Genomic DNA, 24,693 nt, shown 5'->3' on the forward strand with positions numbered 1-24,693 from the left:
CCCGGCATGAGGACCACGCCGGAGCAGCAAACGCGCTGAAGCAGTGTCGGTTCCCTCAGCCGCGACCGCGATAGGTCGGCACGCCCTGGTCGGGCAGCCACAACCCGGCGGGCACCGGGCCCGACTGCCAGAACACGTCGATCGGGATGCCGCCGCGCGGGTACCAATAGCCGCCGATGCGCAGCCATTTCGGCGCCATTTCGGCGACCAGCCGCTGGCCGATGCCGACGGTGACATCCTCGTGGAAGCCGGCGTGGTTGCGGAAACTGCCCAGGAACAGCTTCAGCGCCTTCGATTCGACGATGGTGGCGTCGGGCACATAATCGATGACGATATGGGCGAAATCGGGCTGGCCGGTGACCGGGCACAATGACGTGAATTCGGGCACGGTGAAGCGCACCAGATAATCGCTGCCCGGCCGCGGATTGGGCGGGTAATCGAGCACGGCGGCTTCTGGCGATGCCGGCAGGCTGGAGGCCTGGCCGAGATGGAGCGTGTCGTTCATGTGAAAATCTGTTCTCTCTCGCCTGTCTTGCGGGATGACATGGCGTCTTGACCCGATTATGTCACGCCCAACGAAAAAATCGGGAGTGAACAATGAATCCGCTGGTGACAACCGAATGGCTCGCGGCCGAACTCGGCAAGAGCGACATTCGCGTCATCGATGCGACGCTGTTCCTGGCCGCACATGGCCGTAACGCCCGCACCGAATTCGAGGCCGCCCATATCCCCGGCGCCGTGTTCTTCGACATCGACGAGGTGTCGGATACCACCAGCCCCCTGCCCCATATGCTGCCGCCGCCGGAAAAATTCGCCAGCCGCATGCAGGCGCTGGGCCTGGGCGATGGCAGCCGTATCATCGTCTATGACAATTCGCCGCTGCGGTCGGCTGCGCGCGTGTGGTGGATGCTGACGCTATTCGGCGCTCACGAGGTCGCGATTCTCGACGGTGGTTTCGCCAAATGGCAATCGGAAGGCCGCGCGGTCGAAAGCGGCAAGCCGATCGTCCGCCATCGCCATTTCACCGTCTGGGCCGACAAGAGCCTGGTCCGCGACCAGAAGCAGATGACCGACAATCTGCGATCGAAGACCGAACAGGTCGTCGATGCCCGCTCCGCCGGCCGCTTCGCCGGCACCGAGCCGGAACCGCGCGCATCCTTGCGCGGCGGCCATATCCCGGGCTCCAGGAGCCTGCCCTATGACACGCTGTTCAACGAGGACGGCACCTACAAGTCGAAGGACGAGATCAAGGCCGCCTTTGACGCCGCCGGTATCGACCTGGCGAAGCCGCTGGTCGCCACCTGCGGCTCGGGCGTGACCTCGGCGGTGCTGGCCTTTGCCGCCAGCCTGCTGGGCCACAACAAGACCGCCATCTATGACGGCAGCTGGTCCGAATGGGGCGCCAGCGCCACCAATCCGGTGGTGATGGGCGTCTGACCAGCCGGCGCCAGCCACCCGCCGACCTGTCGGGCCAGGCCGTTGCGACGCGGCTGGTTCACGCCGGGCGCGGGCCGGGGTTTTCGGACGGCATCGTCAACCCGCCGGTGTGGCGCGCCTCGACCATCCTGTTCGATAGCTGCGCCGACCTGGAGGCCGCCAACGCCTCGCCCGATGCGCAGCTCTACTACGGCCGGCGCGGCACCCCGACGCAATGGGCGCTCGAGGATGCGCTGACGGCGCTGGAGCCGGGTGCGGCGGGCACGAAACTGTTTCCGTCGGGCGTCGCGGCAATCGCCACCGCGCTGCTGGCGGTCGTCAAGACCGGCGACCATGTGCTGATCACCGACAGCGCCTATGAGCCCACCCGGCTGTTCGCCGACCAGGTGCTGAAGCGGATGGGGATCACGACGCAGTATTTCGATCCTGCCATCGGCGCCGGGATCGAGACCCTGCTGCGGGCGGAGACCAGCGTGATCCTGCTCGAATCGCCGGGCTCGCTGACCTTCGAGATTCAGGATGTGCCGGCGATCACCGCCATCGCCCGGGCGCGCGGCATCGTCACCATGCTCGACAACACCTGGGCGACGCCGCTGCGAATGCAGCCGCTGGCATTGGGCTGCGACATCAGCATCCAGGCACTGACCAAATATGTCGGCGGGCACAGTGACCTGATGATGGGGTCGGCGACGGCGACAAAGGCGCTGCTGCCGCGCCTGAAGGCGGCGACCTATCGGCTGGGACATACCGTGTCCCCCGACGATGCCGCGCTGGCGCTGCGCGGGCTGCGCACGCTGGCGGTGCGGCTCGACCGGCAGGAGGCGAGCGCGCTGCAGGTGGCGCGCTGGCTGGCGGCGCAGCCGGCCGTCGATCGCGTGCTGCATCCGGCGCTGCCGTCGCACCCGGGCCATGACCTGTGGCGACGCGATTTCAGCGGGTCGTCGGGGCTGTTCGCCTTTGTGCTGAAGCGTGGCACGCGGCGGCAGCTGGCGGCGCTGATCGACGATCTCCAGCATTTCGGCATCGGCTTTTCCTGGGGCGGGTTCGAATCGCTGGCGCTGCCGGTGCGGCTCGACGGCTGCCGCAGCGTCACCACCCTGCCCTTCACCGGGCCGTTCGTGCGCCTGTCGATCGGGCTGGAGGATCCGGGCGACCTGATCGCCGATCTGGATGCCGGGCTGCGGCGCTACGAAGCGCAGTTCTGATGCGGATCGTCCGGGCGCTCGCCCGTCTCCTGCTCGGCTTGCTGTGGGCGCTGGCGACGCTGTGGGGCGTCATGGCGCTGTGGCTGCGGCTGCCGCTGGGGAGCTTCGGGCGCGGAGCCATCGCTGCCATTTTCGTCGCGGTGATGCTGGTGGCAGTGGTATTGGCGTGGAAGCAGCGGCGGCTGTTCGCAGGCGTGGCAGTCATCGCCGCCTGGGCGGTGCTGCTCGGCTGGTGGTCGACGATCCTGCCGTCGAACGACCGGGTCTGGGAGCCCGATATGGCGCGGGTCGCCGATGCCCGCATCGACGGCGATGTGCTGACGGTGAACAATGTCCGCAACTTTGCCTGGCGCAGCGCGACCGATTACGACCAGCGCTGGGAAACGCGGCAGTACCGTCTGAGCCAGCTGACCGGCGCCGACCTGTTCCTCAGCTATTGGGCGGGCGAGAGCATCGCCCATGCCATCGTCAGCTTCGATTTCCGGGACAGCGCACCGCTCGCCCTTTCGATCGAGATCAGGAAGGAAAAGGGCGAACGCTATTCGGCCAGCGCAGGGTTCTTCAAGACCTATGAGCTGGCGATCATCGCCGCCGACGAGCGCGACATCGTGAAGGTGCGCAGCACGGTGCGCGGCGAGGATGTGCGGCTGTACCGGCTCGATATCGAACGGGCGACCGCATTGGGGCTGCTGCGCGAATATGTGACGCTGGCCAACGACGTGTCGGCGCGGCCGCGCTGGTACAATACGCTGGCGGCCAACTGCACGACCGTCATCTTCGGCATGGCGCGCCGGCTCGATCCCGAGGTGGCGATGGACTGGCGCATCCTGCTGCCCGGGCGGCTGCCGACGTACCTGCGCGAGCACCGCTTCGTCAGCCGGGCGGTGCCACTGCCCGTGCTGGTCACGGCGGCGCGCATCGGGCCGCGCGCCGCCGGGTCGCCGCCCGACCCCGATTTTTCGCGGCGTATCCGGGTCGGCGTACCGTACCCGGCGCAGACGCCCGCCGGCTGAACAGTTCGTCGCACTCCCGGAACCGTCTGCCGACAGACAGCGTTGCTGATCGTCCATTTGATTGGACCGAGGGAGGGTTCCCGATGCAGCAGCAGACCACGCAGACAGACGGCAATATCCGCCGCTACACGATGACCTATCGGGTCGGCGGACCCAACTATTGCCCCGGCTGCGGGGGCACGCAATGGCATGTCGGCCGGCAGACCGCCGAATGCGCTTATTGCAGCACCGCGATGCCGCTCGCCGATCCCGCCGATCGCCGACCGATCATGCTGATGCCGCGTCTGCGCGACGCGTGGCGGCCGTTTGCGAGCGCAAGACAGGTCGTTTCGACCTAGGCCGCAGCTGACTGTCCGTGCGCCGGAACGCGACCCGGCGAGTTCGCTGCGCCTAATCCACGTCCTCCACATCGACCTTGTCGCCCGTCACGCGCTGGCTGAGCGCCGCCGCCATGAACGGGTCGATGTCGCCGTCGAGCACGTCGGACGGTGACGTCGAGGTCTTGCCGGTGCGCAGGTCCTTGACCAGCTGATAGGGCTGGAGGACGTAGGAACGGATCTGGTGGCCCCAGCCGATATCGGTCTTGCCGGCCTCGACATCCGCCGCCGCGGCTTCGCGGATCGCTAGTTCGCGCTCATAGAGGCGCGCCTTCAGCATCTTCATCGCGGTGGCGCGGTTCTTGTGCTGCGATCGTTCGTTCTGGCAGGCGACGATGACGCCGGTCGGCACATGGGTGATACGCACCGCCGAATCGGTGGTGTTGACGTGCTGGCCGCCGGCGCCCGAGGCGCGATAGGTGTCGATCTTCAGATCCGATTCCTTGATATCGATGTCGATATCGTCGTCGATCTGCGGATAGACCCAGACGCTGGCAAAGCTGGTGTGGCGCCGCGCCGCGCTGTCATAGGGGCTGATGCGAACCAGGCGGTGGACACCGCTCTCGGTCTTGGACCAGCCATAGGCCTGGGGCCCCTTGATCAGCATGGTAGCGTTCTTGATGCCGGCCTGTTCTCCGGCATGGATGTCGATGATCTCGACCTTGTAGCCATGACGTTCGGCCCAGCGCTGGTACATGCGCCGCAGCATCTCGGCCCAATCCTGGCTTTCGGTGCCGCCGGCACCCGAATTGACCTCGATATAGCTGTCGTTGTTGTCGGCCTCACCCGCCAGCAACGCTGCGACCTTGTCGCGTTCGGCGCGCTCGGCGAGTGTCTTCAACGCCGCGACGCCTTCAACGGCCATGGCTTCATCGCCCTCGGCCTCGGCCATTTCGATCAGTTCCGACGTGTCGGAGAGCTCGATCTCGATGGCGCGGGTCGCCGACACCGCCTCGTCGAGGCGGCGGCGTTCGGTCATCACGGCCTGGGCGGCCTTGGGATTATCCCAGAGCTTGGGGTCCTCGACCCGGGCGTTCAGTTCATCGAGGCGACGGAGTGCGCGATCCCAGTCAAAGAAACCTCCTCAGCAGGTCCAATGCCTGCTTGATGGAATCGGCATAGGTCTGTGCCTCGGCACGCATTGTCTGGTTCCTTGACGAAGAGCGGCGGACATAGGGCGGGCCCGCCGGCCGCGCAAGTTTCTAGTAGATGCCGCCGGTGTTCTTCATGAACTCGGCGTCGCTGCGCACCCGGCGGCTCGGGCCGGCTTGCCCTGCCCCGGCGCCGGCCACCGTGCCCGTCCGGCGCGGCTCGCTGTCGGGCTTGAAGGCTTCCCAGATCACCGCCGCTTTGGCCTCGCTGGTCGGCCAGACGCCGAAGACGCGCTTGCCGGAGCGGCGGTCGACGCGGACCATGCGGACGCCCGGCGGGATGACGAAGGGCAGCTTGGGCGCATCCTTCAGCGCGGCCTTGCCGAAATCGAGCCAGATCGGCGCGGCGACGGTGCCGCCCTGGACATAGCCGCCAAGGTCGCGGGGCTTGTCATAGCCGAGGTAGAGCGCCGCCACGAGATCCTGGGTGCCGCCGACGAACCAGACGTCCTTCGGCCCGCTGGTGGTACCGGTCTTGCCGGCGAACGGGCGATCGAGCGCCAGCATGCGCGTGCCGGTGCCGCGCTGCACGACGCCTTCCATCAGGTGCACGGTCTGGAAGGCGGTGCGCGGGTCCATCACCTGGCGGGGCTTGCCGCCCGGCCGCGGCATCGGTTCACCGTTCCAGTCGGCGGCGGCGCAGCCCGGGCAGGCGCGATTGTCGCGGCGGAAGATGACCTTGCCGTCGCGATCCTGCACCATGTCGATCGTCGACGGTTCCAGCGCACGGCCGGCGTTGAAGATCTGCGCATAGGCATTGGTCAGCTTCATCACCGTCGTCTCGCCGGCGCCGAGAGCAATGGCGAGCACCGCCGGATAGCTGCCCAGGCCCAGCGCCTTGGCCTGGGCCACGACCTTGTCCATGCCGGTGTTGTAGGCGACGCGGACGGTCATCAGGTTGCGAGACTGTTCGAGGCCCCAGCGCAGCGTCTGCGCCCCGGCGCCGCGCATGTTGCCGAAGTTGCGGAAGCATTTCTGGCCGAGACTGCGGCTCTGATAGACGCAATAGGGTGCATCGACGACGATCGACGATGGCGTGAAGCCATTGTCCATCGCGGTGGCATAGACGATCGGCTTGAAGGTCGACCCCGGCTGGCGCCTGGCCTGGGTGGCGCGGTTGAAGCTTTGCGAGCGCGCGTCGAAGCCGCCGACCATCGCCAGCACGCGGCCGGTATGCGGATCCTCGACGACCATGCCGCCCGAAACCTCGGGAGCCTGGCGCAGCGCCCAGGCATTGCCCGACTTGACGACGGGAACGACGTCGCCGGGCTTGAGCGCCTGGCCGGCCGAGGTCGCGGTGCCCTTCAGCGGCAGCGAGGCGGCATAGCCGGGAAGGCTGCCGGTGCTGCCGTCGGTGAAACCGATGGTCGAATCGCTGCCCGATTTCGACAGTACGACCGCCTTTTTCCAGTCGGGAAAGCCCGTCGAGACGGCGGCCGACTGCAGCCGCGCCTGCCAGCCATCGCCGATCTCGATCTGCGCCGGCGGTCCGCGCCAGGCGCGGCCACGCTCATAGCGCATGAAGCCGTTGCGCATGGCCTCCTCGGCAGCGATCTGCAGCCGCGGATCGACGGAGGTGCGTATCCACAGGCCGCCGCCATAGACGCTGTTGCGGCCGTCCTTCTCGGTCTCCCCGAATCTGGCCATCAGCGTGCGACGCACATCTTCGACGAAATAGTCGGACGCCCGCGCCTGGGTGAGGGCGCGGTTGGGCACCGCCACCAGCGGTTCCGCAGACGCGGCGGCGCGCTCTGCGGCGGTGATATAGCCATTGGCCTGCATCTGGCCCAGCACATAGTCGCGGCGCGCCACGGCACGGGCATTCTGGCTGACCGGGCTGTAGGTGCTCGGCGCCTTGGGCAGGATGGCGAGATAGGCCATCTGGGCGAGGTCGATCTGGTTGGCGGGCTTGCCGAAATAGGCCTGCGACGCCGCCTCCACGCCATAGGCGTTACGGCCGAGGAAAATCTGGTTGAGGTAGAGTTCCAGGATCTGCTGCTTGGTGAAGGTCGCCTCGATGCGGCGGGCGAGGATCGCCTCGCGCAGCTTGCGGCTGTAGGTGACCTCGTTGCCGATCAGGCTTTTCGCGACCTGCTGGGTGATCGTCGAGGCGCCGACCGGCCGGCCGCCGGTGAACAGCGATTCGATATTGGTGAACACTGCGGCGACGATGCCCTGATAGTCGAGGCCGCCGTGTTCGAAGAAGGTCTTGTCCTCCGCCGAGATATAGGCCTCGACGAGCTTCTTCGGAATTTCGTTGTAGCCCAAGTAGATGCGGCGTTCGCGGGTGAAATTGCCGACGATCTCGCCATTGATGTCGCGGACGGTCGAGGGCAGCGCCGGAGCGAACTGCGCCAGCTCGGCCTCGTCGGGCAGGTCCTGCATCGCCGACCAGAAAATGGCCGCGACGGCGAGCGCCATCACCACCAGCCCCGCCCCGCCGAAAATCAACCAACGCCGCATCGTCACTCCAGCATGCACGCCGTGCGATAGCCCCTGTGGCAGCCAGAGGGAAGCATCTCAATCGCCGACGAGGTGGCGTTCGATGGCGCGTGCGACGCCTGCGGCCACGCGCTTGCGGCCGCTGGACGAGAACAGCAGCTCGGCATCGTCGCGGTTGGTGACATAGCCTGTTTCGAGCAGCACCGACGGCACGTCCGGCGCCTTCAGCACGTAAAAGCCGGCAAAATGATGGAATTCGCCGCGGAACCTGATGCGGTCGGACAATTCGTCCTGCAGCGTTTCGGCAAAGGCCACCGAAACATTGCCGGTCGCCCGGCGCGACAGGTCGATCATGATGTCGCCGACATCGGGCGCCTCGACGCCGAGATTGACGCCCCCGATGATGTCAGCCTTGTTTTCGCGCGCCGCCAGCCGCGCGGCGACGGCGTCGGACGCGACCGACGACAGGGTATAGACGCTGGCACCGCGCGCCTGGTCGTTGCCGGCGGCATCGGCGTGGATCGACACGAACAAATCGGCACGCGCCAGCTGCGCGATCTTCACCCGGCCACCAAGGGGGATGAAGCGGTCGTCGTCGCGGGTCAGCCGGACATCGACCTTGCCCGATCGCCGCAGCGCCGCCGCGGTGGCGCGGGCGATGGCGAGCGTCACCTCTTTCTCATAGCCGCCGTTGACGCTGATCGCGCCGACATCCTTGCCGCCATGGCCGGCATCGATGACGACCAGCGGCCGGCTGCCGTTGCGCGGGCGGACGCCGGTCGTGCGCCGACGCGATGATGCCCGCTCGGGTGGCGGGATGACCATGGGGATGTCGGGGGTCGCGGTCGTGGTCGGTGCCGGCGGCGGCGGCAGGACCGGCACCGGCACGGCAGTCGCGGGCGGGTTGCCGCGCGTCTGGAACATGTCCTGCGGCAGCTCGAACGCCGGCGCGGCGGGTGGCGCTGCCGGCGAGATGGTCGGTGCGCCGGTTGTCCCGCCCGACACCACCGGCAGCGGCCGCCGCCCACGCGCCACGGCAGTCGCGAAATCGGCCTCGTTGATGCGCCGCAGGGTCAGCGTCAGGCCGGTGGCGCTGTTGCGCGCCGCGACGATCTCCAGCGGCCCCGACAGCTCGATGACCAGGCGCGCGACCCCCGGAGAAAACATCGCGGCGCGCAGCCGGGTGACGCTGCCGGCGCCATCGGCGGCAAGCGGCGCGTCGAGCACCGCCGGCAGGTCGACAACGAGCCGGCGCGGGCCATCGAGGGCGAACTGGTGGGCCACCGCGGGCGGCCCGTCGGCGGTGATGGTGACGACGCCGGGTGACGACGCAAGGCCGGTCAGCCGCGCGGCCAGCACGGGAGACGGCAGCAGCAGCATCAAGAAGATCAACCAGCAGCGCACGCCCGGATCGATACGGAGGTGGCGCCGCTGCCGCAACCGCCGGGCCTCAGCCCCGCAGCACGCTCCGCCCGGCATAACGCGCCTGGGTGCCCAGCTCTTCCTCGATGCGGATCAGCTGGTTGTACTTGGCGAGCCGGTCCGACCGGGCCAGCGATCCGGTCTTGATCTGGCCCGTCCCGCAGGCGACGGCGAGGTCGGCGATGGTCGAATCCTCGGTTTCGCCCGACCGATGAGACATGACGCTGCGATAGCCGGCGCGATGCGCCATATCGACCGCCGCCAGCGTTTCGGTCAGCGTGCCGATCTGGTTGACCTTGACCAGCAGCGCGTTGGCGAGGCCGTCCTTGATACCCTGCCCCAGCCGCGCCGGATTGGTCACGAACAGGTCGTCGCCGACGAGCTGGTGGGTCTTGCCGAGTGCATCGGTCAGCGCCTTCCAGCCGGTGAAGTCATCCTCGGCCATGCCGTCCTCGATGCTGAGGATCGGATAGTCGCGGGCCAGCGCGACATAATATTCGGCCATGGCCTCGGGCGTCAGCTTCAACCCTTCGGCGGCGAGGACATAATGGCCGTCGTGGAAGAACTCGGTTGCGGCCGGGTCGAGGGCGATGAACACGTCCTCGCCGGCCTTGAAGCCGGCCTTGGCAATGGCCGCCATGACGAAATCCATCGCGGCGCGCGTGCCGTTGAGATTGGGCGCAAAGCCGCCCTCGTCGCCGACCGCGGTCGAGTGCCCACCGGCCTTCAGTTCCGATTTCAGCGTATGGAAGATCTCGGCGCCCCAGCGGACGGCCTCGGACAGTGTCGGGGCACCGACCGGCATCACCATGAATTCCTGGAAATCGATCGGGTTGTCGGCGTGGGCACCGCCGTTGATGATGTTCATCATCGGCACCGGCAGCAGGCTGGCCGACACGCCGCCGACATAGCGGTGCAACGGCAGCCCGCGCGATTCGGCCGCCGCCTTGGCCGCGGCCAGGCTGACGCCCAGGATGGCATTGGCGCCGAGCTGCGCCTTGTTGGGCGTGCCGTCGAGCTCGATCATCGCGGCGTCGATCTCGCCCTGTTCCTCGGCTTCCATCCCCGACAGCGCGTCGAAGATCTCGCCGTTGACCGCCGCGACCGCCTTGAGCACGCCCTTGCCGAGGTACCGCGTCTTGTCGCCGTCGCGCAGCTCCACCGCCTCATGGGCGCCGGTCGACGCCCCCGACGGCACGGCGGCGCGACCCAGCGAGCCGTCTTCGAGCACCACGTCGACCTCGACGGTCGGATTGCCGCGGCTGTCGAGAATCTCGCGGGCATGGATGTCGATAATGGCGGTCATTAGGTCAGCCCCTTGCTGTTCGGCCCGACGGGCGCAAAATAGTCCTTGCCGGGCCGCAATGAATATTGTGCCGGCCGGTCGGCATCGCCATCTATCGGGCCGGGCCCGGTCGAGCAAATACTTCGGAACAGCCGGCGCAGCGGTACGTTGTCGGCAGCATGGTTTCAGTACGGGAAGAAATGATCATGGCGGAAGATTATCAGACACAGTGGCAGCCGGCCGACGACGCGGGTTTTGCGGATACCCAGGATAGTGGTACGCCCAAGCGCAAGGCCGGGCTGGCGCAGGGTCTGGTCGGCGGCGCCCAGAACAAGCTGTTTTCGCTGGCAGATAACGGCAAGTCGGAGTTGGCGAACAGCATCGACGGCATCGTCGTCATCATCCGCGAGCTTGCCGAAAAGGCCGAATCCGTCGGTGGCGGCCCGATCGCCGGCTATGTTCGCCAGGCCGCCGACGCGATCGGTGACATCCAGCAGACGATCCGCGACACGCCCGTCGAGGACCTGATCGACGAGGGCCGCGATCTCGTTCGACGGTCGCCTGGCCTCGCTGTCGGCATCGCGGTCGCCGCCGGCTTTCTGGGGGCACGGCTGGTCAAAGCCGGAAGTCGCTGACAATGTCCGATTTGCAACCGACGGCCACCCTGCCTGCGGTCGAGACAGGCAGTGACGGCATGGCATCGAAGGATTCGCTGGGACAGTTGACGATCCGTCTTGTCGACGATGTCGTGCATCTTGTCCGCACCGAACTGCGTCTTGCCCGTACCGAGATGCAGGAGGGGCTGAGCCAGGCCCTGACCGGTGTCGGTGCGGTCGCCGCCGGCGGGATGATCGCGTCGCTGGCGCTGCTCTGCCTGCTGGTGGCGGGCATCGCCGCGCTGGCAAAGAGTGTCGGCATCGTCGCTGCGGCGCTGATCGTCGCCGCCATCGTGGCGGTGATCGGCGCCATATTGATTTTTGTCGGTATCGGCATGTTGAAGAAAATCGAGCTTGCGCCAAAGCGCATGGTCGCCAATCTGAAGCGCGATGTCGAAACGTTGAAGGGAGATTGAAATGGCAGCCGATCCGGTAGAGAGCGTCGCCGCAGACGCCGAGGACGCCCGCACCCGCATCGCCTCCACCATCGATGAAATCCAGGACCGCCTCGACCCGCGCCGTATCGTCGGCAACGCCATGGACCGTGTTTCGGGCAGCAGCCGGCAGTTTGTCGGACAGGCCAAGACCGCGGCACGATCCCACCCACTAGCGATCGCCGCCGCGGTTGCCGCGATCGGCGTCGCGTTGCTGGCGCGCGGCAAGCTGGCCAGGGCGACTGTCAATCTCGGCGATGGCGAGGGTGAATACACCGATTACGATGACGGCTTCGGATATGATGCCGGCCGGGCGCCACGCGCCTATGGCGACGAAGACGGCGACGACGATGTGGCGCCGCCCGTCCGCCGGCAGGCGCTGGCGGCGTCGGCAAGCGGTAGTGTTGCCGACAACCCAGTTGTGTCGATCCTGATGGGCCTTGCCGCCGGTGCCGCGCTTGGGGCGCTGTTCCCGACGACCGAGGCCGAGCGCCGCGCACTGGGTGATACCGGCGCCAAACTGGGTGCCGCCGCGCGGGCCGCGGCGCGCCGGGCATCGGACGAGCTCGACGCCCATGGCCTGTCGGTCGATACCGTGCGCGCTCGCGCCAGCGAGGCGACCCGCAAGGCCAAGCAGGCGGCGCAGTCTGTGATGGATGCCGCACGCGACGAGATGAAGGGCTGACCGCGCGTCAGCAACCGTTCAGCCATCCATTCGTATGAACGTACAGCGGCCCGGCCCGGCAACCTTTGCGTTGACGCGCCGGGCCGGTCTGTTCAGGAGTCATGACGATGAAGCTCAATACCCTCGCTGCCACCGCCGCGATCCTGGTGTCGCCTGTGGCGTTGGCGATGCCGGCCCACGCCCAGGTCGCTGCTGCGACCGCCAACGCCGGCGACCCTGCCGCGCGCGCCTTTGTCGAAAGCCTCGCCAATAACGCCTTCGGCGTGCTGCGCGACAAGTCGATATCGAAGACCGCCGGTCGCGCCAAATTTCGGACGATGCTGCAGCAGAATGTGGCCCTGCAGGATATCGGGAACCGCCTGATCCGCCGCCATCGCGCGACGATCACCCCGGCGCAATACACCGCCTATCAACAGGCGCTGCCCGATTTCGTGCTCAATGCCTATGCCGACCGCCTGTACGATTATTCGGATGCCAGCATCACCGTGCTGCGCACCGTCGCGCGCGGGCCGATGACCGATGTCTATACCCGCGTCACCCGGCCGGGTGCCCAGCCCGTCGATGCGATCTGGCAGGTCAAGAAGAACAATGCCGGCAAGAACGTCATCAACAACCTGACCGTCCAGGGTATCAACCTGTCGCTGACGCAGGAGGCGGACTTCAATGCCTATGTGCAGAAGAACGGCTTCGACGCGCTGGTGACCTTCCTCAAGAGCGCCAATTCGAAGTCGCTGGCGACGAGGACGGCAGGCTGACCAGTCGTATCGAGATTGCCGAAACGGCCTTCGTCCACCCTTCGGCGCAGCTTTATGGGCACGTCAGCGTGGGCGAAGGCGCGTCGATCTGGTGCAACGCCGTGGTGCGGTCCGAAACGGCGCATGTCGCTATCGAGGCGTTCGCCAACGTCCAGGATTTCGTAATGATCCACACCGATCCCGGCAAGCCGGTGGTCGTCGGTGCGTACAGCTCGGTCACCCATCACGCGACGCTGCACGGCTGCACGATCGGCGATCATTGCCTGATCGGCATCAATGCGACGATCTACAATGGCGTTGTCATCGGCAGCGGTTCGATCGTCGGCCAGCACGCCTATGTGAAGGACGGTACCATCGTCCCGCCCAGTTCGATCGTCGTCGGGTCGCCGGCGACGGTGATCCGCACCAAGGACAACCGGCTCGCCAACCGCATCAACGCCGAATTCTATGCGCTGAACGGCGCCGCTTACAAGCGCGGCGACCATCGCGCCTGGGACGGGCCCGAATTCGAAACCTGGTTCGGCGACACCATGAAGCGGTTGATGGCCGAATACGCCTAGAGTTTTGCGGCCCGCGCGGGTATGGCCGCGGCGATGGATACCAAGCTGCATCTCGTTTTCGGCGGCCGCGTCAGCGACCCCCAGACCCTCGACTTCATCGAGCCCGGCGCGCTGGATGTCGTCGGCATCTACCCCGACTATGCCAGTGCCGAGGCGGCCTGGCGTGCCAACGCCCAGCGCACCGTCGACGACGCGACGATGAAATATGTCGTCGTCCACCTGCATCGCATGCTGGAGCCGGGCAGGACCGCCTAACGGATTGGGCGGGATTGCCAAGCGTCTCCCCGGGCCTAGATTGCCGCCGGGGAGATGACAGAATGACCTTGGGCCTGAGTTTCGGCACGATCTTCGCGGCAATCGGCAGCGCGGTCGATCCGGCGCACCCCGCCACCATCCACGGCGATACCGTCACCAGCTGGGGTGATTTCGACCGGCGCACCGATGCGCTCGCCGCCGCCTGTCACGCCGCCGGCGCGGTGCCGGGGGATCGCATCGCGCACCTGATGCGCAACAGCCCCGCCTATCTCCAGACCACCATCGCGGGGTTCAAGGCGCGGCTGGTCCATGTCAACATCAACTATCGCTACACCGGCGAGGAGCTGTTCTACATCCTCGACAACAGCGATGCCGCGGTGCTTGTCTACGACGCCGAATTCGAGCCGCTGGTGGCAAGCATCCGCGATCGTCTGAAGGTGAAGTTGTTTCTGCAAGTCGGCGCCGAAACGCCTGATTACGCGCAGGACTTCGACACTGTTGCCGAGAGCGGCGGCGTCCTTGTCGAACAGGCGCACAGCCCCGAAGACATGCTGTTCATCTACACCGGCGGCACCACCGGCATGCCCAAGGGTGTGATGTGGGACCAGGGCGCGCTGTCCGCCATGGTCATGGTCGGCAACGGCATCGCCCCGGACAGCGACCTGCCCACTTATCTCGAGATGGTGAAGGGCGGCGTCGGGCGGTTTCGCGCGCTCGTCATGCCGCCGCTGATGCACGGCACCGGATTCATCATCGCGCTGAGCACCCTGTCGCGGGGCGGCACCGTCGTCACCATCCCCGGCCACGCGTTCGAGCCCGAACTGGCGGTCGAAACCTGCCAGCGGCTCGGCTGCGACTATGCCGTCATCGTCGGCGATGCCTTTGGCCGGCCGCTGCTGAGGGCGCTCGACGCCGGCCACGGCAGCATCGCCTCGCTGGCGGTGATGATCTCCAGCGGCACCATGTGGTCGCCCGAGGTCAAGGCCGGGCTGCTGCGTCACGCGCCGAATCTGATGATCGTCGATTCGCTGGGATCGTCTGAGAGCCTGGGCCTCGGCAATTCGGTGCAGACCAGCGCCAATGCCGGCGCGGCGACGGTATTCAGCGCCGATGGCCAGACCCTGATCGTCGACGACGAACTGCGCCCGGTGCCGCCCGGCACCCGCGGCCGCATCGCCCGCGGCGGCCTGATCCCGCGGGGCTATTGGCGCGACGAGAAGAAGACCGCGGAGACTTTCGTCACCATCGGCGGCACCCGCTATTCGATGGCCGGCGACTGGGCGATCATCGAGGCCGACGGCAGCTTCACCCTGCTCGGTCGCGGCAGCCAGTGCATCAACACGGCGGGCGAAAAGGTGTTTCCCGAGGAAGTCGAGGAGACGCTGAAGACCCATCCGGCGGTCGATGACGCGCTGGTGTTCGGCATCGCCGACGACAAATGGGGCCAGGCGGTGACGGCGGTGGTCGAGGCGCCACGCGGCGCCGATCCGGAGGCGCTGCGCGCGCATGTTCGGACGTACCTTGCCGGCTACAAGACGCCAAAGCAGGTGTTCATCGTCGACAAGGTGCCGCGCGCGCCGAACGGCAAGGCGGACTATGCCGCGGCGCGCGAGATGGTGCTCTGACCCCTCCCGCAAGAGGAGGGGCTGGAACTACTTCGTGAGACCGAAGCCCGAGAAACGCTTGTTGAAGCGCGCCACCTGGCCACCGGCATCGAGCATCTTGCCGGCGCCGCCGACCCATGCCGGGTGCGAGGTCGGATCGATGTCGAGCGCCAGCGTGTCGCCTTCCTTGCCGTAGGTCGAGCGCGTCTTGTACTCGGTACCGTCGGTCATCTTGACGGTGATCATGTGGTAATCGGGGTGGATACCGGACTTCATGGCAAGGACTTTCCTGGGTGCGGCTGGTTCCGACCAGCCAGGGGAAGCGGCGCGCATAGCCGTCCGCCACGACAAATGCAACGGTTGCGCTGCGGCCTTGGGTGGCATATCCCTCGCCGCGGACGGTGCTGCGCGAAAGCGTGGTTAAAAGGGAAGCCGGTGAAAATCCGGTGCTGTGCCCGCAACTGTAAGCGGCGAGTTCTTGCTTCTCATGCCACTGGGCAACCGGGAAGGCGAAGCAAGGGCGTTCGAGCCGTTAGCCAGGAAACCTGCCGTCCCTGGTCGTCCCATGCCTGCCGGGTCCAGCGGAGCGTGTAACGGGAACGCGAATCCTCGCGTCCTTCGTTTGCGGCGGCTTCATGCTGTCGCACGCCTGTGTTCAGGCGTTAACGAAGGGACGCAATATGTTGATTTCGTTGGCCCTGGCTGCGGCCGGCCCCCTGCCCACCACCGATGACGCGATCTTTGCCGATGCGCGGGATCCGATCACCGTGACGGCATCGCGCGAACCCGTGTCGGTCGCCCTGTCGGGCACCGCACTGACCATCATCGACCGCACCACCATCGATGCGCTCGCGCTGCCGCTGGTGAAGGATTATCTCACGCTCGCCCCCAGTGTGGCCATCAGCCAGTCTGGGCCTTTGGGCGCCCAGACCCAGGTCCGCATTCGCGGCGCGGAGGCCAATCACACGATCACCTTCATCGACGGCATCGACGTCACCGATCCCGCCTCGTCGGGCGAATTCAGATACGAGACGCTGCTCGCCGGCGGCGTCGACCGCATCGAGGTGTTGCGCGGGCCACAATCGGCATTGTGGGGCAGCCAGGCGATCGGCGGCGTCATCAACATTCTGACGCGCAGCGACACCGGGCTTTACGGAGAAGCGCAGGGTGGTTCGCTCGGCACCTTCCGCGCCGGCGCCGGCGCGGGCTATGCCAGCGGCGACACAAGCATCAGCGGCCAGGCAAGCTATCTGACCTCGCGCGGCTACGACATCGCCAGCAGCGGCGGCGACAAGGACGGCTATCAGAATTTCACTGCCCACGCGAAGGTCGCGACCAAACCGACTGAGAACACGAACGTCTCGCTGGTCGGCCGTTACGTCACCTCCAACAGCAAGTTCGACGATTTCGACTATGGCGCCGGCGTTCCGCTCGATGCGCCGCTCGCAACGCGCAGTCGCCAGCTGGCCCTGCGCGCCCAAGCTGGCGTGAAGCTGCTCGACGACCGCTGGAGCAACGACGTATCGGTCCTGTTCACCGATACCGCCAACATCAACCGCAATGCCGATGTTCTCCAGAACCGGTCCGACGGCGGCCGGCTGGTATTTCGCTACCAGTCGAGCCTGACCGCCGAGACCGGCGCCGCCAGGCATCGCTTCACCGCCGCCGTCGAACATGATCGCGAGCGCTTCACCAGCGCCGATGCCGACCCGACGGCGCTGTCGAACCAGTCGCGCAGTCGGCTGCAGACCAGCCTGGTCGGCGAATATCGCCTCGATGTCGGTGATTGGCTCGGCGGCGGTGTCGCGGTGCGGCGGGACCTGAACAACCGCTTTGCCGATACGACGACGGTGCGCGCCACCGCGGCGGTGCGACCCGGCGGCGGCTTTGCCGTCCATGGCAGTTTCGGCACCGGCGTCGCCGACCCGACCTTCTTCGATCTCTACGGCTTTTTCCCGGGCTTTTTCGTCGGCAATCCGGGGTTGAAGCCCGAGCGCAGCCGCAGCTGGGACCTTGGTGCCGGTTGGGGCAACGCCGTCTACGGGCTTGATATCACTTACTATCATGCGACGCTCGATGACGAGATCGTGTCGACCTTCGATTCGACGACCTTCCTGTCGGGCGTCGCCAATGCCAATGGCCGCAGCCGCCGCAAGGGGATCGAGGCGACCGCCACCGCCCGGCCGGTCGAGGGCCTGACGCTGAGCGCCAGCTATGCCTGGCTCGATGCGACGCAGCAGACGGTTGCCGCCGGGCTGCAGCTGCGCGAGGTGCGGCGGCCGCGCCATTCGGGCAGCGTGACCGCAGCTTGGACCAGCAAGGCCTTCGACCTCGCCGCCAGCGCCGCCATCACCGGGGCCCGCGAGGACACCGATTTCGCCCGCTTCGTGACCGTGCGGCTGGCGCCCTATACGCTGCTGACGGTGTCGGGGGCGATCCATGTCACCCCGCGGCTCGACGTCACCGGGCGCATCGAAAACGCGCTCGATCGATCGTATCAGGATGTCTTCGCCTATCGTACGCCGGGGCTAACGGTGCATGGCGGGGTGCGGGTGCGGCTGTAGGGGATCAGGATGGGGTCGCGGGCATGAAGCGGACGGTGGCGGGGCTGGCGGCAGCGCTGCTGGTGGCCGTGTCGGCCGTCGCCAGCCTGCCGACGCTGCCATCGAAGCCGCCGCCGGTGCTGGCGCTCGACCTCCCCGCCCCACCCGCGCCGGCGCGGCCGCGCCGCGTCGCGAGCCTCAACCTGTGCACCGACGAGCTTGCGCTGCTGCTGGCGGCGCCGGGCCAGCTGGTGTCCGTCAGTCGGCTGGGGGCTGAGCCAATGGAAACGCCGGTCGCGGCGCGGGCGCGCGGGCTGGTGCGTAACCGCGGCCGCGTCACCGACATCGTCGCCGTGCAGCCCGACCTGGTGCTCACCAGCGCCGGCGATGCCAGCGCGGCGACGGCGGCGCGACGGCTGGGCTTTGCCGTCGTCAATATCGTGCAGCCGCGCAGCCTCGCCGAGGTCAGCGCCAATATCCGGCAGGTGGCGCGAGCGCTCGACCGGGCGGCGGCCGGCGAGGCGCTGATCGCGCGCATGCTGGTCGACCTGGCGCCACCGCCGCGCGCGCCGTTGACCGCGCTGATGGTCGGTGGTGGCGGCCAGACGATCGCCGCCGACGGCCTGTCGGCACAATGGCTGCGGCACGCCGGGCTGCAGCAGCAGCGGGTGACGCGGGGCCAGGTCGATCTGGGGCAGCTTCTGAGCAAGCCTCCACAAGTGCTTGTCGTATCGCGCTATTATCCCGGCCAGATGTCGGCGAACCAGAACTGGCTGGCGCATCCGGCAATCGCTGCCCTGCCGGCCGCCGTTCAGCGCATCGAGACCGATGGCCGGGTCTGGACCTGTGGTGGGCCGCTGGTGGCGGCCGAGGTGGCCCGGCTGCGTGCGCTGGTGCGACGGTGACGCGCTTGCCGGCGGTGCTGGCGCTGGCATTGCTGCCGCTGGTGCTGGCGTCGCTGTGCTGGGACCCGGCGATGCTGGGCGCGGTCGCGCAGCGCGATCCGGGGCTGGCGCGGACGATTCTTTTGGAACTGCGCCTGCCGCGCACGGCGTTGGCCGTGCTGATCGGCGGTGCGCTCGGGCTCGGCGGTGCCGCGATGCAGGGGCTGCTGCGCAATGCGCTGGCGTCGCCCGATGTGCTGGGACCGTCGACGGGAGCGTCGCTGGGCGCGGTGTTCGCCGGCTATTTCCTCGGCGGCGGCGTGCTGGCGGTGGCGGCGGGCGGCATAACGGGTGCGCTGCTGGCGCTGGCACTGCTGCTGGCCCTGGCCGGTCCTGCAGCGGGCACGGCGACATTGGTGCTGGCCGGCGTGGCGATTTCGGCGCTGGCGGGGGCGCTGGTCAACCTGGCGCTCAGCCTCGCGCCCTCACCCTATGCGCTTTACGACGTGATGTTCTGGCTTTTGGGCTCGCTCGCCGATCGCAGCCTGCCGCAGCTCGCCATCGCAGGCCCGATCGTGCTTGTCGCCGGTGCCGTGCTGTTGCGCCAAGCGCGGGCGCTCGACAGCCTGGCATTGGGCGAGGATGTCGCCGAAACGCTGGGCGTCGATGTCGCCAGGCTGCGCTGGACGGTCGTGATCGCCACCGGCGTGATGGTTGGCGCCGGTGTGGCGGTGGCCGGCAGCATCGGTTTCGTCGGGCTGGTTGTGCCGCATCTGGTGCGGCCGCTGGTCGGCAACCGCCCCGGCGCGACCCTGCTGCCGGCGATGCTGGCGGGTGCGGTGCTGCTCGTGGCCGCCGACATGGCGGTGCGGGTGCCGGTCAACGGCCAGGAACTGAAGCTCGGCGTGCTGACGGCCCTGCTCGGCGCGCCGTTCTTCATCTGGCTGGTGGTCAAGGGCCGATGAGTCTGGTCGCCACCGCCCTCGCCCGGCCGCCGATGCTGGCACCGACCGATATCGCGCTGCATCCCGGCGCGCTCGTCGGCCTCGTCGGTCCCAATGGCGCCGGCAAGACGACGCTGCTGCGCGTTCTGGCCGGGCTGGGGCATGGCCCGGGCACGGTCACGCTGGAGGGTACGCCGCTGGCAGCGCTACCGGCCCGGCAGCGCGCGACGCGGCTCGCCTGGCTGCCGGCGGATCGCGATGTCGCCTGGCCGATGCGGGCGCGTGACGTGGTGGTGCTGGGATTGGCCGGCGGCAGCGACGATGGTGCAGTGGCCGATGCCCTTACCCGCGCCGACGCCGCTGCCTTTGCCGATCGCCGCGTCGACACGCTGTCGACGGGGGAGCGCGCGCGGGTGTTGCTGGCGCGCGCGCTGGTCAATAGGCCGGCGGTGTTGCTGCTCGATGAGCCGACCGCCAATCTCGATCCCGGCCATCGCCTGCATGTCATGGACCTGCTGCGCGCCGAGGCAACCCGCGGCGCCATCGTCCTGGTGGCGCTGCACGATCTCGATCTCGCGATGACGCGCTGCGACCGGTTGCTGCTTGTCGCCGATGGCGCGTTGGTTGCCGATGGCCCGCCGGCAGCGGTCCTCGATGCCGGGCGGCTGGCGGCGATCTTCGGCGTCGCGCGGTCGGCCGACGGCTGGGTCACGGCAGGGCGCAGCGCCGCGCCTTGAGCTATGCGGGCCGCCATGCCTATAGGTCACGCCATGCCCAGCATCGGAACCCCCCTCCCCCCCGGCCCGGACAGCAAGGCCAACGCTGCCGCGATGGCGGCGCTGGTCGCCCACCTGAAGGCCAAGATCGCGAAGATCTCGCTGGGCGGGCCTGAGGCATCGCGCGACCGCCATGTGGCGCGGGGCAAGCTGCTGCCGCGCCAGCGCGTCGAGGCGCTGCTCGATCCGGGCACGGCGTTCCTCGAGATCGGACAGCTGGCGGCCGATGGTGTGTATGGTGAGGACGTGCCCGCCGCCGGCATGATCGCCGGGGTCGGCCAGGTCGCCGGCAAGCTGTGCGTCGTCGTCGCCAATGACGCGACGGTGAAGGGCGGCAGCTATTACCCGCTGACGGTGAAGAAGCATCTGCGCGCCCAGGAAATCGCCGCGCAGAATGGGCTGCCGTGCGTCTATCTGGTCGATTCGGGCGGCGCCAACCTGCCGCGGCAGGACGAGGTGTTTCCGGACCGCGACCATTTCGGCCGGATCTTCTTCAACCAGGCCAACATGTCGGCGCTCGGCATTTCGCAGATCGCCGTCGTCATGGGCAGCTGTACCGCCGGCGGCGCCTATGTGCCGGCGATGGCGGACGAATCGATCATCGTGCGCGATCAGGGCTCGATCTTCCTGGGTGGGCCGCCGCTGGTGAAGGCGGCGACCGGCGAGGAGGTCAGCGCAGAGGAACTGGGCGGTGGCGATGTCCACACCCGATTGTCGGGGGTCGCCGACCATCTCGCCGACGATGACGAGGACGCGCTGCGCATCGCCCGCAGCATCGTCGCGACCCTGCCCGTTCCCGCTTCGGTGGCGCCGCAGCCCAACCGGCCGCCGCTATTCGACCCTGCCGAGTTGCACAGCCTGGCGCCGCTCGACACCCGCCACCCGGTCGATGTCCATGAAGTCATCGCGCGCATCGTCGACGGGTCGGAACTCCACGCCTTCAAGCCGCGCTTCGGCGAGACACTCGTCACCGGCTTCGCCCATGTCGAGGGCTATCCGGTCGCCATCCTTGCCAACAACGGCATCTTGTTTTCTGAATCCGCGCAAAAGGGCGCGCATTTCATCGAGCTGGCGTGCCAGCGGCGTATACCGTTGCTGTTCCTGCAGAATATCTCGGGCTTCATGGTCGGCAAGCGCTTCGAGCAGGAAGGCATCGCCAAGCACGGCGCCAAGCTGGTGACGGCGGTCGCCTGCGCCGCGGTGCCGAAGATCACCGTGGTCACCGGCGGCAGCTTCGGCGCCGGCAATTACGGCATGTGCGGCCGGGCCTATTCGCCGCGGTTCCTGTGGATGTGGCCAAATGCGCGCATTTCGGTGATGGGCGGCGAGCAGGCGGCGAGCGTGCTGGCGACGGTGAAGACCGGCGGCTTCAAGACCAAGGCCGAGGAAGAAGCCTTCAAGAAGCCGATCCGCGAGCAGTACGACCGCGAGGGGCATCCGTATCACGCCAGCGCCCGGCTGTGGGACGATGGCGTCATCGATCCCGCCGACACGCGGGCGGTGGTGGCGCTGTCGCTGGCGGCGAGCCTGCAGCGGCCGGTGCCGGAGACGCGGTTCGGCACGTTCCGGATGTGATGGGCCGGATGTGATCGCGCCCCCGACCTGAAGGACCCGGGCATACATCGCGCTTTTGCACCGCTCGCTTTCGCGATGATTGTGACCGGGCCGCAAGCAAAGACGACGCGGCCATGCTGGCGGTCACCTCGCCCTACCAGCCGGCGCCGGCCGGGCAGCAATGTGGTCGTGGTGTTTCCGGACAGGGCCAGCTTGCCCGTGTCCGGCTGCAGCGCTGCGGATCGCAGGCTGGGCCTGGGCGCGCGACCATGATCGCCGCGGTCAGTCGCGCGTGCCCATCAGCGCGTCGACCATTGCCGCCGTCAGCGCGCCGCGCTGGCGCCGGTCGTTGCGGTTGGCGGGAATCTTGTACAGGGCGGCCAGCAGCGCGCGATCGCCACGGCTGAGATCGGTCAACGGGCTGGCGCCGCTGAACAGACCGAGGATCGTCTGGGCCGGATCGGCCGGTCCGCCCAACGCCGCTTGCGACAGGACCGCCATGCTGATGTACGCCGCCACCGCATCGAGCCGATAGCCGGTCGCCAGGTCGACATCGACCAGGACGGTGGCGGCACGGGCGCTGACCTGGACGTGGGTGTCGATCAGGCTCGACGAATAGCTGTCGGTCGCGACCGTGTCGTTGCCGCCCATCGCCATGGGTCCGCCCTGGCCGTTGGTCTGGGCAAAGGCCAGCGCCGTGCTCGTCGTGGTGGCCGGCAAGCCGTTCGAATCCTCGATGCGCAGCCCCGACCACCAGCGCACCGGCAGATTGCCCTTCAGAATGGCCTGGCGATCGCCGTCGGCCAGCACGTTGAGCGTCGCCGGCCGACTGGCGTGGATGCGCGCTGCCACGGCTGCGGCGTCGGTCGTGAAGCTGATGACGATGTTGGTTTTGCAGTCGGCCGCGGCGACAGGCGCGCCGGCCTCGGTGGCGACAGCGCGGAACTTGGCGACGATGCGGGCCGACAGCCGATCATCGAGGCCAGTGACCTTTGGACAGACCGGCATGTTCCATCGCGCATATTGCCCGGCACGCGGGCTGGGTGGCAGCACCGCCAGCATCGCCTTGGCGACGGCGGTCGCGGCCGGCTTGTCGAGGCGCCGCCCCGTCACGGTGATGGTGTCGTCAGCGGGCACCTGCCCCGCCGCCAGCCCGGCCAGGATCGCAAGATGAAGCATCATTGCCGGGCCACCACGACCCGCGGCTCCAGCCCCAGTGCGCCGGCCACCAGTTTCAGCCGCCGGCCGACCGCATCGCCGAGCAGCGCGCTGTGCCGGGCATCGAGGTGCAGTACCGCATCATTGCCATCACGGACCAGTCGGCTCGCCACCAGCGCCGCCGCGGTGCCGCCCGACAGGCGCTGGCCGAGGCGCAGGGCCAGACCCCAGGCACGGGCACGGGCGAGGAGCTGCGGTGACGCCAGTTGCGCCAGCAGCGCGAGGATCGGAGCATTGCCGCCACCGCCGAAGCAGAAATGCAGTGCCTGGGCCAGCGCCGCGCGCTCGGCCGCCGTGACCGCCACCCAATTGCCGTGCAGCGCCGTGTCGACGCCGCGTTCGGGGCGGAAATCCGGGTGCGCCCGCCAGGCGATATCGCTGAGCAGGCAGGCGGCCAGTCGCAGCCGGCGATCGGCGGGCGTTTCGCCGTCGAACAGCCCGGCCATCCAGCTGAACAGCAGGTCGCCGTGTTCGGGGAAGCGGCCCTGCCGCTCGCCTTCGCCGCGCGCGGCCTCGATCAGGGGATCGAGCGCACGTGCCGCCGGCGGCAGTTCGCCGAACAACAACCCTTCGCGCAGGCCGAAGCCCGAGGCGATGACCGATGACGAGCCGAGCCGCTTCACCGTAGCCGCCAGCAGCATCGCGGCACCCGGCAGCGACGGCAGCCGCGACGTCGAGATGTTGGGCACCTGGCGCAGCGTCGCCAGGTCGACCTGGGTCAGGCTGCGGACCAGCGACGCCGGCGCCTCGCGCGGCATCTCGTATTGGTGGACGATCGGCAGCGGATGGCCGGTCTGGTGGATATGGACCTGTGCCAGTGCGCGCCAGCTGCCGCCGACCATGTAGAAGGGCAGCCCCTTGCCCGCCGCTGCCCATCCGACGGTATCGAGCGATTTGCGGATGAACGGCGCCAGCGCGCGCTTGTCGCGCTTGCGCACCGCATCGAGGCGCAGCGAGCCGATCGGCAGCGAGATGCGCTCGTGCGCCTCGCCGCCGGCGACTCGGATCAGTTCGAGGCTGCCGCCGCCAAGATCGCCGACGACGCCATCGGCATCGGGGATGCCGGCGATGACGCCGAGCGCCGCGCCGCGCGCCTCGGCCTCCCCGCTGATGGTTTCGATCCTGAGGCCGCATTCCCGTTCGACACGGCCGATGAATTCCGCGGCGTTCGACGCCTCCCGCACCGCCGCCGTCGCCACCGTACGCAGCGTCGTCACGCCCATCGCATCGGCGAGCGCGGCAAAGCGGGTCAACGCCGCGACCGCGGCATCCATCGAGCCGCGTCCGAGCCGGCCGTTGGCGGCGAGGCCGCGGCCGAGGCCGGCCATGACCTTTTCATTGAACAGCGTCGCCGGGATCCGCGTCAGGCCCTGGTAGACGACGAGCCGGACGCTGTTGGATCCGATATCGATGATGCCGATCAGCCCCGCCGTGGCGGGTGCGATGTGGATATCCGCCTCATCGATCTGCACTATGCTGGCCACGCCTGCTCC

The 24,693-nt window shown here is 68.1% G+C and carries 24 protein-coding genes and 1 riboswitch; of the genes, 16 read left to right on the forward strand and 8 right to left on the reverse strand.

Going from position 1 to position 24,693, the window contains the following annotated elements:
• Nucleotides 1-55: 55 nt before the first annotated feature.
• On the reverse strand, nt 56-505 hold the full coding sequence (gene queF, locus ACP7AI_RS04535) for a preQ(1) synthase (protein ID WP_426164577.1): 450 nt from the start codon (nt 503-505) through the stop codon (nt 56-58).
• 92 nt (nt 506-597) lie between these two features.
• On the opposite strand from queF, the gene sseA reads away from it, so the two are divergent.
• The 4 genes from sseA (at nt 598) to ACP7AI_RS04555 (ending at nt 3,993) form a co-directional block, all read left to right on the forward strand.
• The gene (gene sseA / locus ACP7AI_RS04540) at nt 598-1,437 is read left to right on the forward strand and encodes a 3-mercaptopyruvate sulfurtransferase (protein WP_426164579.1); all 840 of its coding nucleotides are present in this window, start codon (nt 598-600) and stop codon (nt 1,435-1,437) included.
• Nucleotides 1,395-2,642 carry a cystathionine beta-lyase gene (metC, locus tag ACP7AI_RS04545; RefSeq protein WP_426164581.1) on the forward strand — a complete coding sequence of 416 codons (1,248 nt, stop codon included), beginning with the start codon at nt 1,395-1,397 and terminating at the stop codon, nt 2,640-2,642. Before sseA ends, metC begins: the two co-directional genes overlap by 43 nt.
• Nucleotides 2,642-3,655 carry a DUF4105 domain-containing protein gene (locus ACP7AI_RS04550; RefSeq protein ID WP_426164583.1) on the forward strand — a complete coding sequence of 338 codons (1,014 nt, stop codon included), beginning with the start codon at nt 2,642-2,644 and terminating at the stop codon, nt 3,653-3,655. The genes metC and ACP7AI_RS04550 overlap by 1 nt, the downstream gene beginning before the upstream one ends.
• Before the next feature lie 83 nt (nt 3,656-3,738).
• Nucleotides 3,739-3,993, forward strand: coding sequence for a hypothetical protein (locus ACP7AI_RS04555; RefSeq protein WP_426164585.1), 255 nt, complete (start codon nt 3,739-3,741; stop codon nt 3,991-3,993).
• Nucleotides 3,994-4,045: 52 nt separating this feature from the next.
• On the opposite strand, the gene prfB is transcribed toward ACP7AI_RS04555, so the two are convergent.
• The 4 genes from prfB to eno all read right to left on the reverse strand — a co-directional run bounded on the left by prfB (nt 4,046) and on the right by eno (nt 10,353).
• Nucleotides 4,046-5,174, reverse strand: a protein-coding gene (prfB, locus tag ACP7AI_RS04560; protein WP_426164587.1) for a peptide chain release factor 2 whose coding sequence is annotated in 2 segments (ribosomal slippage) — nt 4,046-5,104 and nt 5,106-5,174 — 1,128 coding nt in all. Because the reading frame shifts where the segments join, the coding sequence is not laid out codon by codon here.
• A 60-nt stretch (nt 5,175-5,234) separates the two neighbouring features.
• Nucleotides 5,235-7,646, reverse strand: a complete 2,412-nt coding sequence (locus tag ACP7AI_RS04565) for a penicillin-binding protein 1A (protein WP_426164589.1) — start codon at nt 7,644-7,646, stop codon at nt 5,235-5,237.
• A gap of 57 nt (nt 7,647-7,703) precedes the next feature.
• The gene (locus ACP7AI_RS04570) at nt 7,704-9,005 is read right to left on the reverse strand and encodes an N-acetylmuramoyl-L-alanine amidase (protein ID WP_426164591.1); all 1,302 of its coding nucleotides are present in this window, start codon (nt 9,003-9,005) and stop codon (nt 7,704-7,706) included.
• A 70-nt stretch (nt 9,006-9,075) separates the two neighbouring features.
• Complete coding sequence (gene eno, locus ACP7AI_RS04575; RefSeq protein ID WP_426164593.1) at nt 9,076-10,353, reverse strand: phosphopyruvate hydratase; 1,278 nt, start codon at nt 10,351-10,353, stop codon at nt 9,076-9,078.
• 185 nt (nt 10,354-10,538) lie between these two features.
• On the opposite strand from eno, the gene ACP7AI_RS04580 reads away from it, so the two are divergent.
• The 7 genes from ACP7AI_RS04580 (at nt 10,539) to ACP7AI_RS04610 (ending at nt 15,302) form a co-directional block, all read left to right on the forward strand.
• A complete protein-coding gene (locus tag ACP7AI_RS04580) occupies nt 10,539-10,967 on the forward strand; it encodes a hypothetical protein (protein ID WP_426164595.1) in 429 nt (142 codons plus the stop codon).
• A 59-nt stretch (nt 10,968-11,026) separates the two neighbouring features.
• Nucleotides 11,027-11,404 carry a phage holin family protein gene (locus tag ACP7AI_RS04585; protein WP_426164597.1) on the forward strand — a complete coding sequence of 126 codons (378 nt, stop codon included), beginning with the start codon at nt 11,027-11,029 and terminating at the stop codon, nt 11,402-11,404.
• A 1-nt stretch (nt 11,405) separates the two neighbouring features.
• Nucleotides 11,406-12,107 carry a DUF3618 domain-containing protein gene (locus tag ACP7AI_RS04590; protein WP_426164599.1) on the forward strand — a complete coding sequence of 234 codons (702 nt, stop codon included), beginning with the start codon at nt 11,406-11,408 and terminating at the stop codon, nt 12,105-12,107.
• 107 nt (nt 12,108-12,214) lie between these two features.
• On the forward strand, nt 12,215-12,862 hold the full coding sequence (locus ACP7AI_RS04595; protein ID WP_426164601.1) for an MlaC/ttg2D family ABC transporter substrate-binding protein: 648 nt from the start codon (nt 12,215-12,217) through the stop codon (nt 12,860-12,862).
• Nucleotides 12,863-12,930: 68 nt separating this feature from the next.
• The gene (locus ACP7AI_RS04600; protein ID WP_426164603.1) at nt 12,931-13,422 is read left to right on the forward strand and encodes a gamma carbonic anhydrase family protein; all 492 of its coding nucleotides are present in this window, start codon (nt 12,931-12,933) and stop codon (nt 13,420-13,422) included.
• A 33-nt stretch (nt 13,423-13,455) separates the two neighbouring features.
• A complete protein-coding gene (locus ACP7AI_RS04605) occupies nt 13,456-13,677 on the forward strand; it encodes a DUF4170 domain-containing protein (protein ID WP_426164605.1) in 222 nt (73 codons plus the stop codon).
• A gap of 62 nt (nt 13,678-13,739) precedes the next feature.
• Nucleotides 13,740-15,302, forward strand: a complete 1,563-nt coding sequence (locus tag ACP7AI_RS04610) for an AMP-binding protein (protein WP_426164607.1) — start codon at nt 13,740-13,742, stop codon at nt 15,300-15,302.
• Nucleotides 15,303-15,329: 27 nt separating this feature from the next.
• Here ACP7AI_RS04610 and rpmE read toward each other — a convergent pair whose 3' ends face one another.
• Nucleotides 15,330-15,557, reverse strand: coding sequence for a 50S ribosomal protein L31 (gene rpmE, locus ACP7AI_RS04615; protein ID WP_426164609.1), 228 nt, complete (start codon nt 15,555-15,557; stop codon nt 15,330-15,332).
• A gap of 106 nt (nt 15,558-15,663) precedes the next feature.
• Nucleotides 15,664-15,848: riboswitch (cobalamin riboswitch) on the forward strand.
• Nucleotides 15,849-15,961: 113 nt separating this feature from the next.
• Between rpmE and ACP7AI_RS04620 the strand changes: the two genes are divergently transcribed.
• Genes ACP7AI_RS04620 through ACP7AI_RS04640 form a run of 5 tightly spaced genes read left to right on the forward strand, consistent with a single transcriptional unit; the run spans nt 15,962 to nt 22,003 of the window.
• On the forward strand, nt 15,962-17,845 hold the full coding sequence (locus ACP7AI_RS04620; protein WP_426164611.1) for a TonB-dependent receptor plug domain-containing protein: 1,884 nt from the start codon (nt 15,962-15,964) through the stop codon (nt 17,843-17,845).
• Nucleotides 17,846-17,868: 23 nt separating this feature from the next.
• Complete coding sequence (locus ACP7AI_RS04625) at nt 17,869-18,729, forward strand: ABC transporter substrate-binding protein (RefSeq protein WP_426164613.1); 861 nt, start codon at nt 17,869-17,871, stop codon at nt 18,727-18,729.
• Nucleotides 18,726-19,673 carry a FecCD family ABC transporter permease gene (locus ACP7AI_RS04630; protein ID WP_426164615.1) on the forward strand — a complete coding sequence of 316 codons (948 nt, stop codon included), beginning with the start codon at nt 18,726-18,728 and terminating at the stop codon, nt 19,671-19,673. Before ACP7AI_RS04625 ends, ACP7AI_RS04630 begins: the two co-directional genes overlap by 4 nt.
• A complete protein-coding gene (locus ACP7AI_RS04635) occupies nt 19,670-20,389 on the forward strand; it encodes an ABC transporter ATP-binding protein (RefSeq protein WP_426164617.1) in 720 nt (239 codons plus the stop codon). The genes ACP7AI_RS04630 and ACP7AI_RS04635 overlap by 4 nt, the downstream gene beginning before the upstream one ends.
• A gap of 33 nt (nt 20,390-20,422) precedes the next feature.
• Nucleotides 20,423-22,003 (forward strand): carboxyl transferase domain-containing protein, encoded by a 1,581-nt coding sequence (locus ACP7AI_RS04640; RefSeq protein WP_426164619.1) that lies wholly within the window; start codon nt 20,423-20,425, stop codon nt 22,001-22,003.
• Nucleotides 22,004-22,264: 261 nt separating this feature from the next.
• Here ACP7AI_RS04640 and ACP7AI_RS04645 read toward each other — a convergent pair whose 3' ends face one another.
• Both ACP7AI_RS04645 and ACP7AI_RS04650 read right to left on the reverse strand, forming a co-directional pair.
• Entirely contained in the window at nt 22,265-23,164 is a 900-nt protein-coding gene (locus tag ACP7AI_RS04645) for a hypothetical protein (RefSeq protein WP_426164621.1), read from the reverse strand.
• Nucleotides 23,161-24,684 carry a Ppx/GppA family phosphatase gene (locus tag ACP7AI_RS04650; RefSeq protein ID WP_426164623.1) on the reverse strand — a complete coding sequence of 508 codons (1,524 nt, stop codon included), beginning with the start codon at nt 24,682-24,684 and terminating at the stop codon, nt 23,161-23,163. The genes ACP7AI_RS04645 and ACP7AI_RS04650 overlap by 4 nt, the downstream gene beginning before the upstream one ends.
• Nucleotides 24,685-24,693 lie beyond the last annotated feature (9 nt).

The organism is Sandarakinorhabdus sp. DWP1-3-1, from assembly GCF_049896705.1.
Classification (GTDB): Bacteria; Pseudomonadota; Alphaproteobacteria; order Sphingomonadales; family Sphingomonadaceae; genus Sandarakinorhabdus.

What these genes read in the sequence shown, in the direction of transcription:
- queF (WP_426164577.1), bottom strand. Translation starts at nt 505, where the DNA reads ATGAACGACACGCTCCATCTCGGCCAGGCCTCCAGCCTGCCGGCATCG.
- sseA (WP_426164579.1), top strand. Translation starts at nt 598, where the DNA reads ATGAATCCGCTGGTGACAACCGAATGGCTCGCGGCCGAACTCGGCAAG.
- metC (WP_426164581.1), top strand. Translation starts at nt 1,395, where the DNA reads ATGGGGCGCCAGCGCCACCAATCCGGTGGTGATGGGCGTCTGACCAGC.
- ACP7AI_RS04550 (WP_426164583.1), top strand. Translation starts at nt 2,642, where the DNA reads ATGCGGATCGTCCGGGCGCTCGCCCGTCTCCTGCTCGGCTTGCTGTGG.
- ACP7AI_RS04555 (WP_426164585.1), top strand. Translation starts at nt 3,739, where the DNA reads ATGCAGCAGCAGACCACGCAGACAGACGGCAATATCCGCCGCTACACG.
- ACP7AI_RS04565 (WP_426164589.1), bottom strand. Translation starts at nt 7,646, where the DNA reads ATGCGGCGTTGGTTGATTTTCGGCGGGGCGGGGCTGGTGGTGATGGCG.
- ACP7AI_RS04570 (WP_426164591.1), bottom strand. Translation starts at nt 9,005, where the DNA reads ATGCTGCTGCTGCCGTCTCCCGTGCTGGCCGCGCGGCTGACCGGCCTT.
- eno (WP_426164593.1), bottom strand. Translation starts at nt 10,353, where the DNA reads ATGACCGCCATTATCGACATCCATGCCCGCGAGATTCTCGACAGCCGC.
- ACP7AI_RS04580 (WP_426164595.1), top strand. Translation starts at nt 10,539, where the DNA reads ATGGCGGAAGATTATCAGACACAGTGGCAGCCGGCCGACGACGCGGGT.
- ACP7AI_RS04585 (WP_426164597.1), top strand. Translation starts at nt 11,027, where the DNA reads ATGGCATCGAAGGATTCGCTGGGACAGTTGACGATCCGTCTTGTCGAC.
- ACP7AI_RS04590 (WP_426164599.1), top strand. Translation starts at nt 11,406, where the DNA reads ATGGCAGCCGATCCGGTAGAGAGCGTCGCCGCAGACGCCGAGGACGCC.
- ACP7AI_RS04595 (WP_426164601.1), top strand. Translation starts at nt 12,215, where the DNA reads ATGAAGCTCAATACCCTCGCTGCCACCGCCGCGATCCTGGTGTCGCCT.
- ACP7AI_RS04605 (WP_426164605.1), top strand. Translation starts at nt 13,456, where the DNA reads ATGGATACCAAGCTGCATCTCGTTTTCGGCGGCCGCGTCAGCGACCCC.
- ACP7AI_RS04610 (WP_426164607.1), top strand. Translation starts at nt 13,740, where the DNA reads ATGACCTTGGGCCTGAGTTTCGGCACGATCTTCGCGGCAATCGGCAGC.
- rpmE (WP_426164609.1), bottom strand. Translation starts at nt 15,557, where the DNA reads ATGAAGTCCGGTATCCACCCCGATTACCACATGATCACCGTCAAGATG.
- ACP7AI_RS04620 (WP_426164611.1), top strand. Translation starts at nt 15,962, where the DNA reads ATGTTGATTTCGTTGGCCCTGGCTGCGGCCGGCCCCCTGCCCACCACC.
- ACP7AI_RS04625 (WP_426164613.1), top strand. Translation starts at nt 17,869, where the DNA reads ATGAAGCGGACGGTGGCGGGGCTGGCGGCAGCGCTGCTGGTGGCCGTG.
- ACP7AI_RS04635 (WP_426164617.1), top strand. Translation starts at nt 19,670, where the DNA reads ATGAGTCTGGTCGCCACCGCCCTCGCCCGGCCGCCGATGCTGGCACCG.
- ACP7AI_RS04640 (WP_426164619.1), top strand. Translation starts at nt 20,423, where the DNA reads ATGCCCAGCATCGGAACCCCCCTCCCCCCCGGCCCGGACAGCAAGGCC.
- ACP7AI_RS04645 (WP_426164621.1), bottom strand. Translation starts at nt 23,164, where the DNA reads ATGATGCTTCATCTTGCGATCCTGGCCGGGCTGGCGGCGGGGCAGGTG.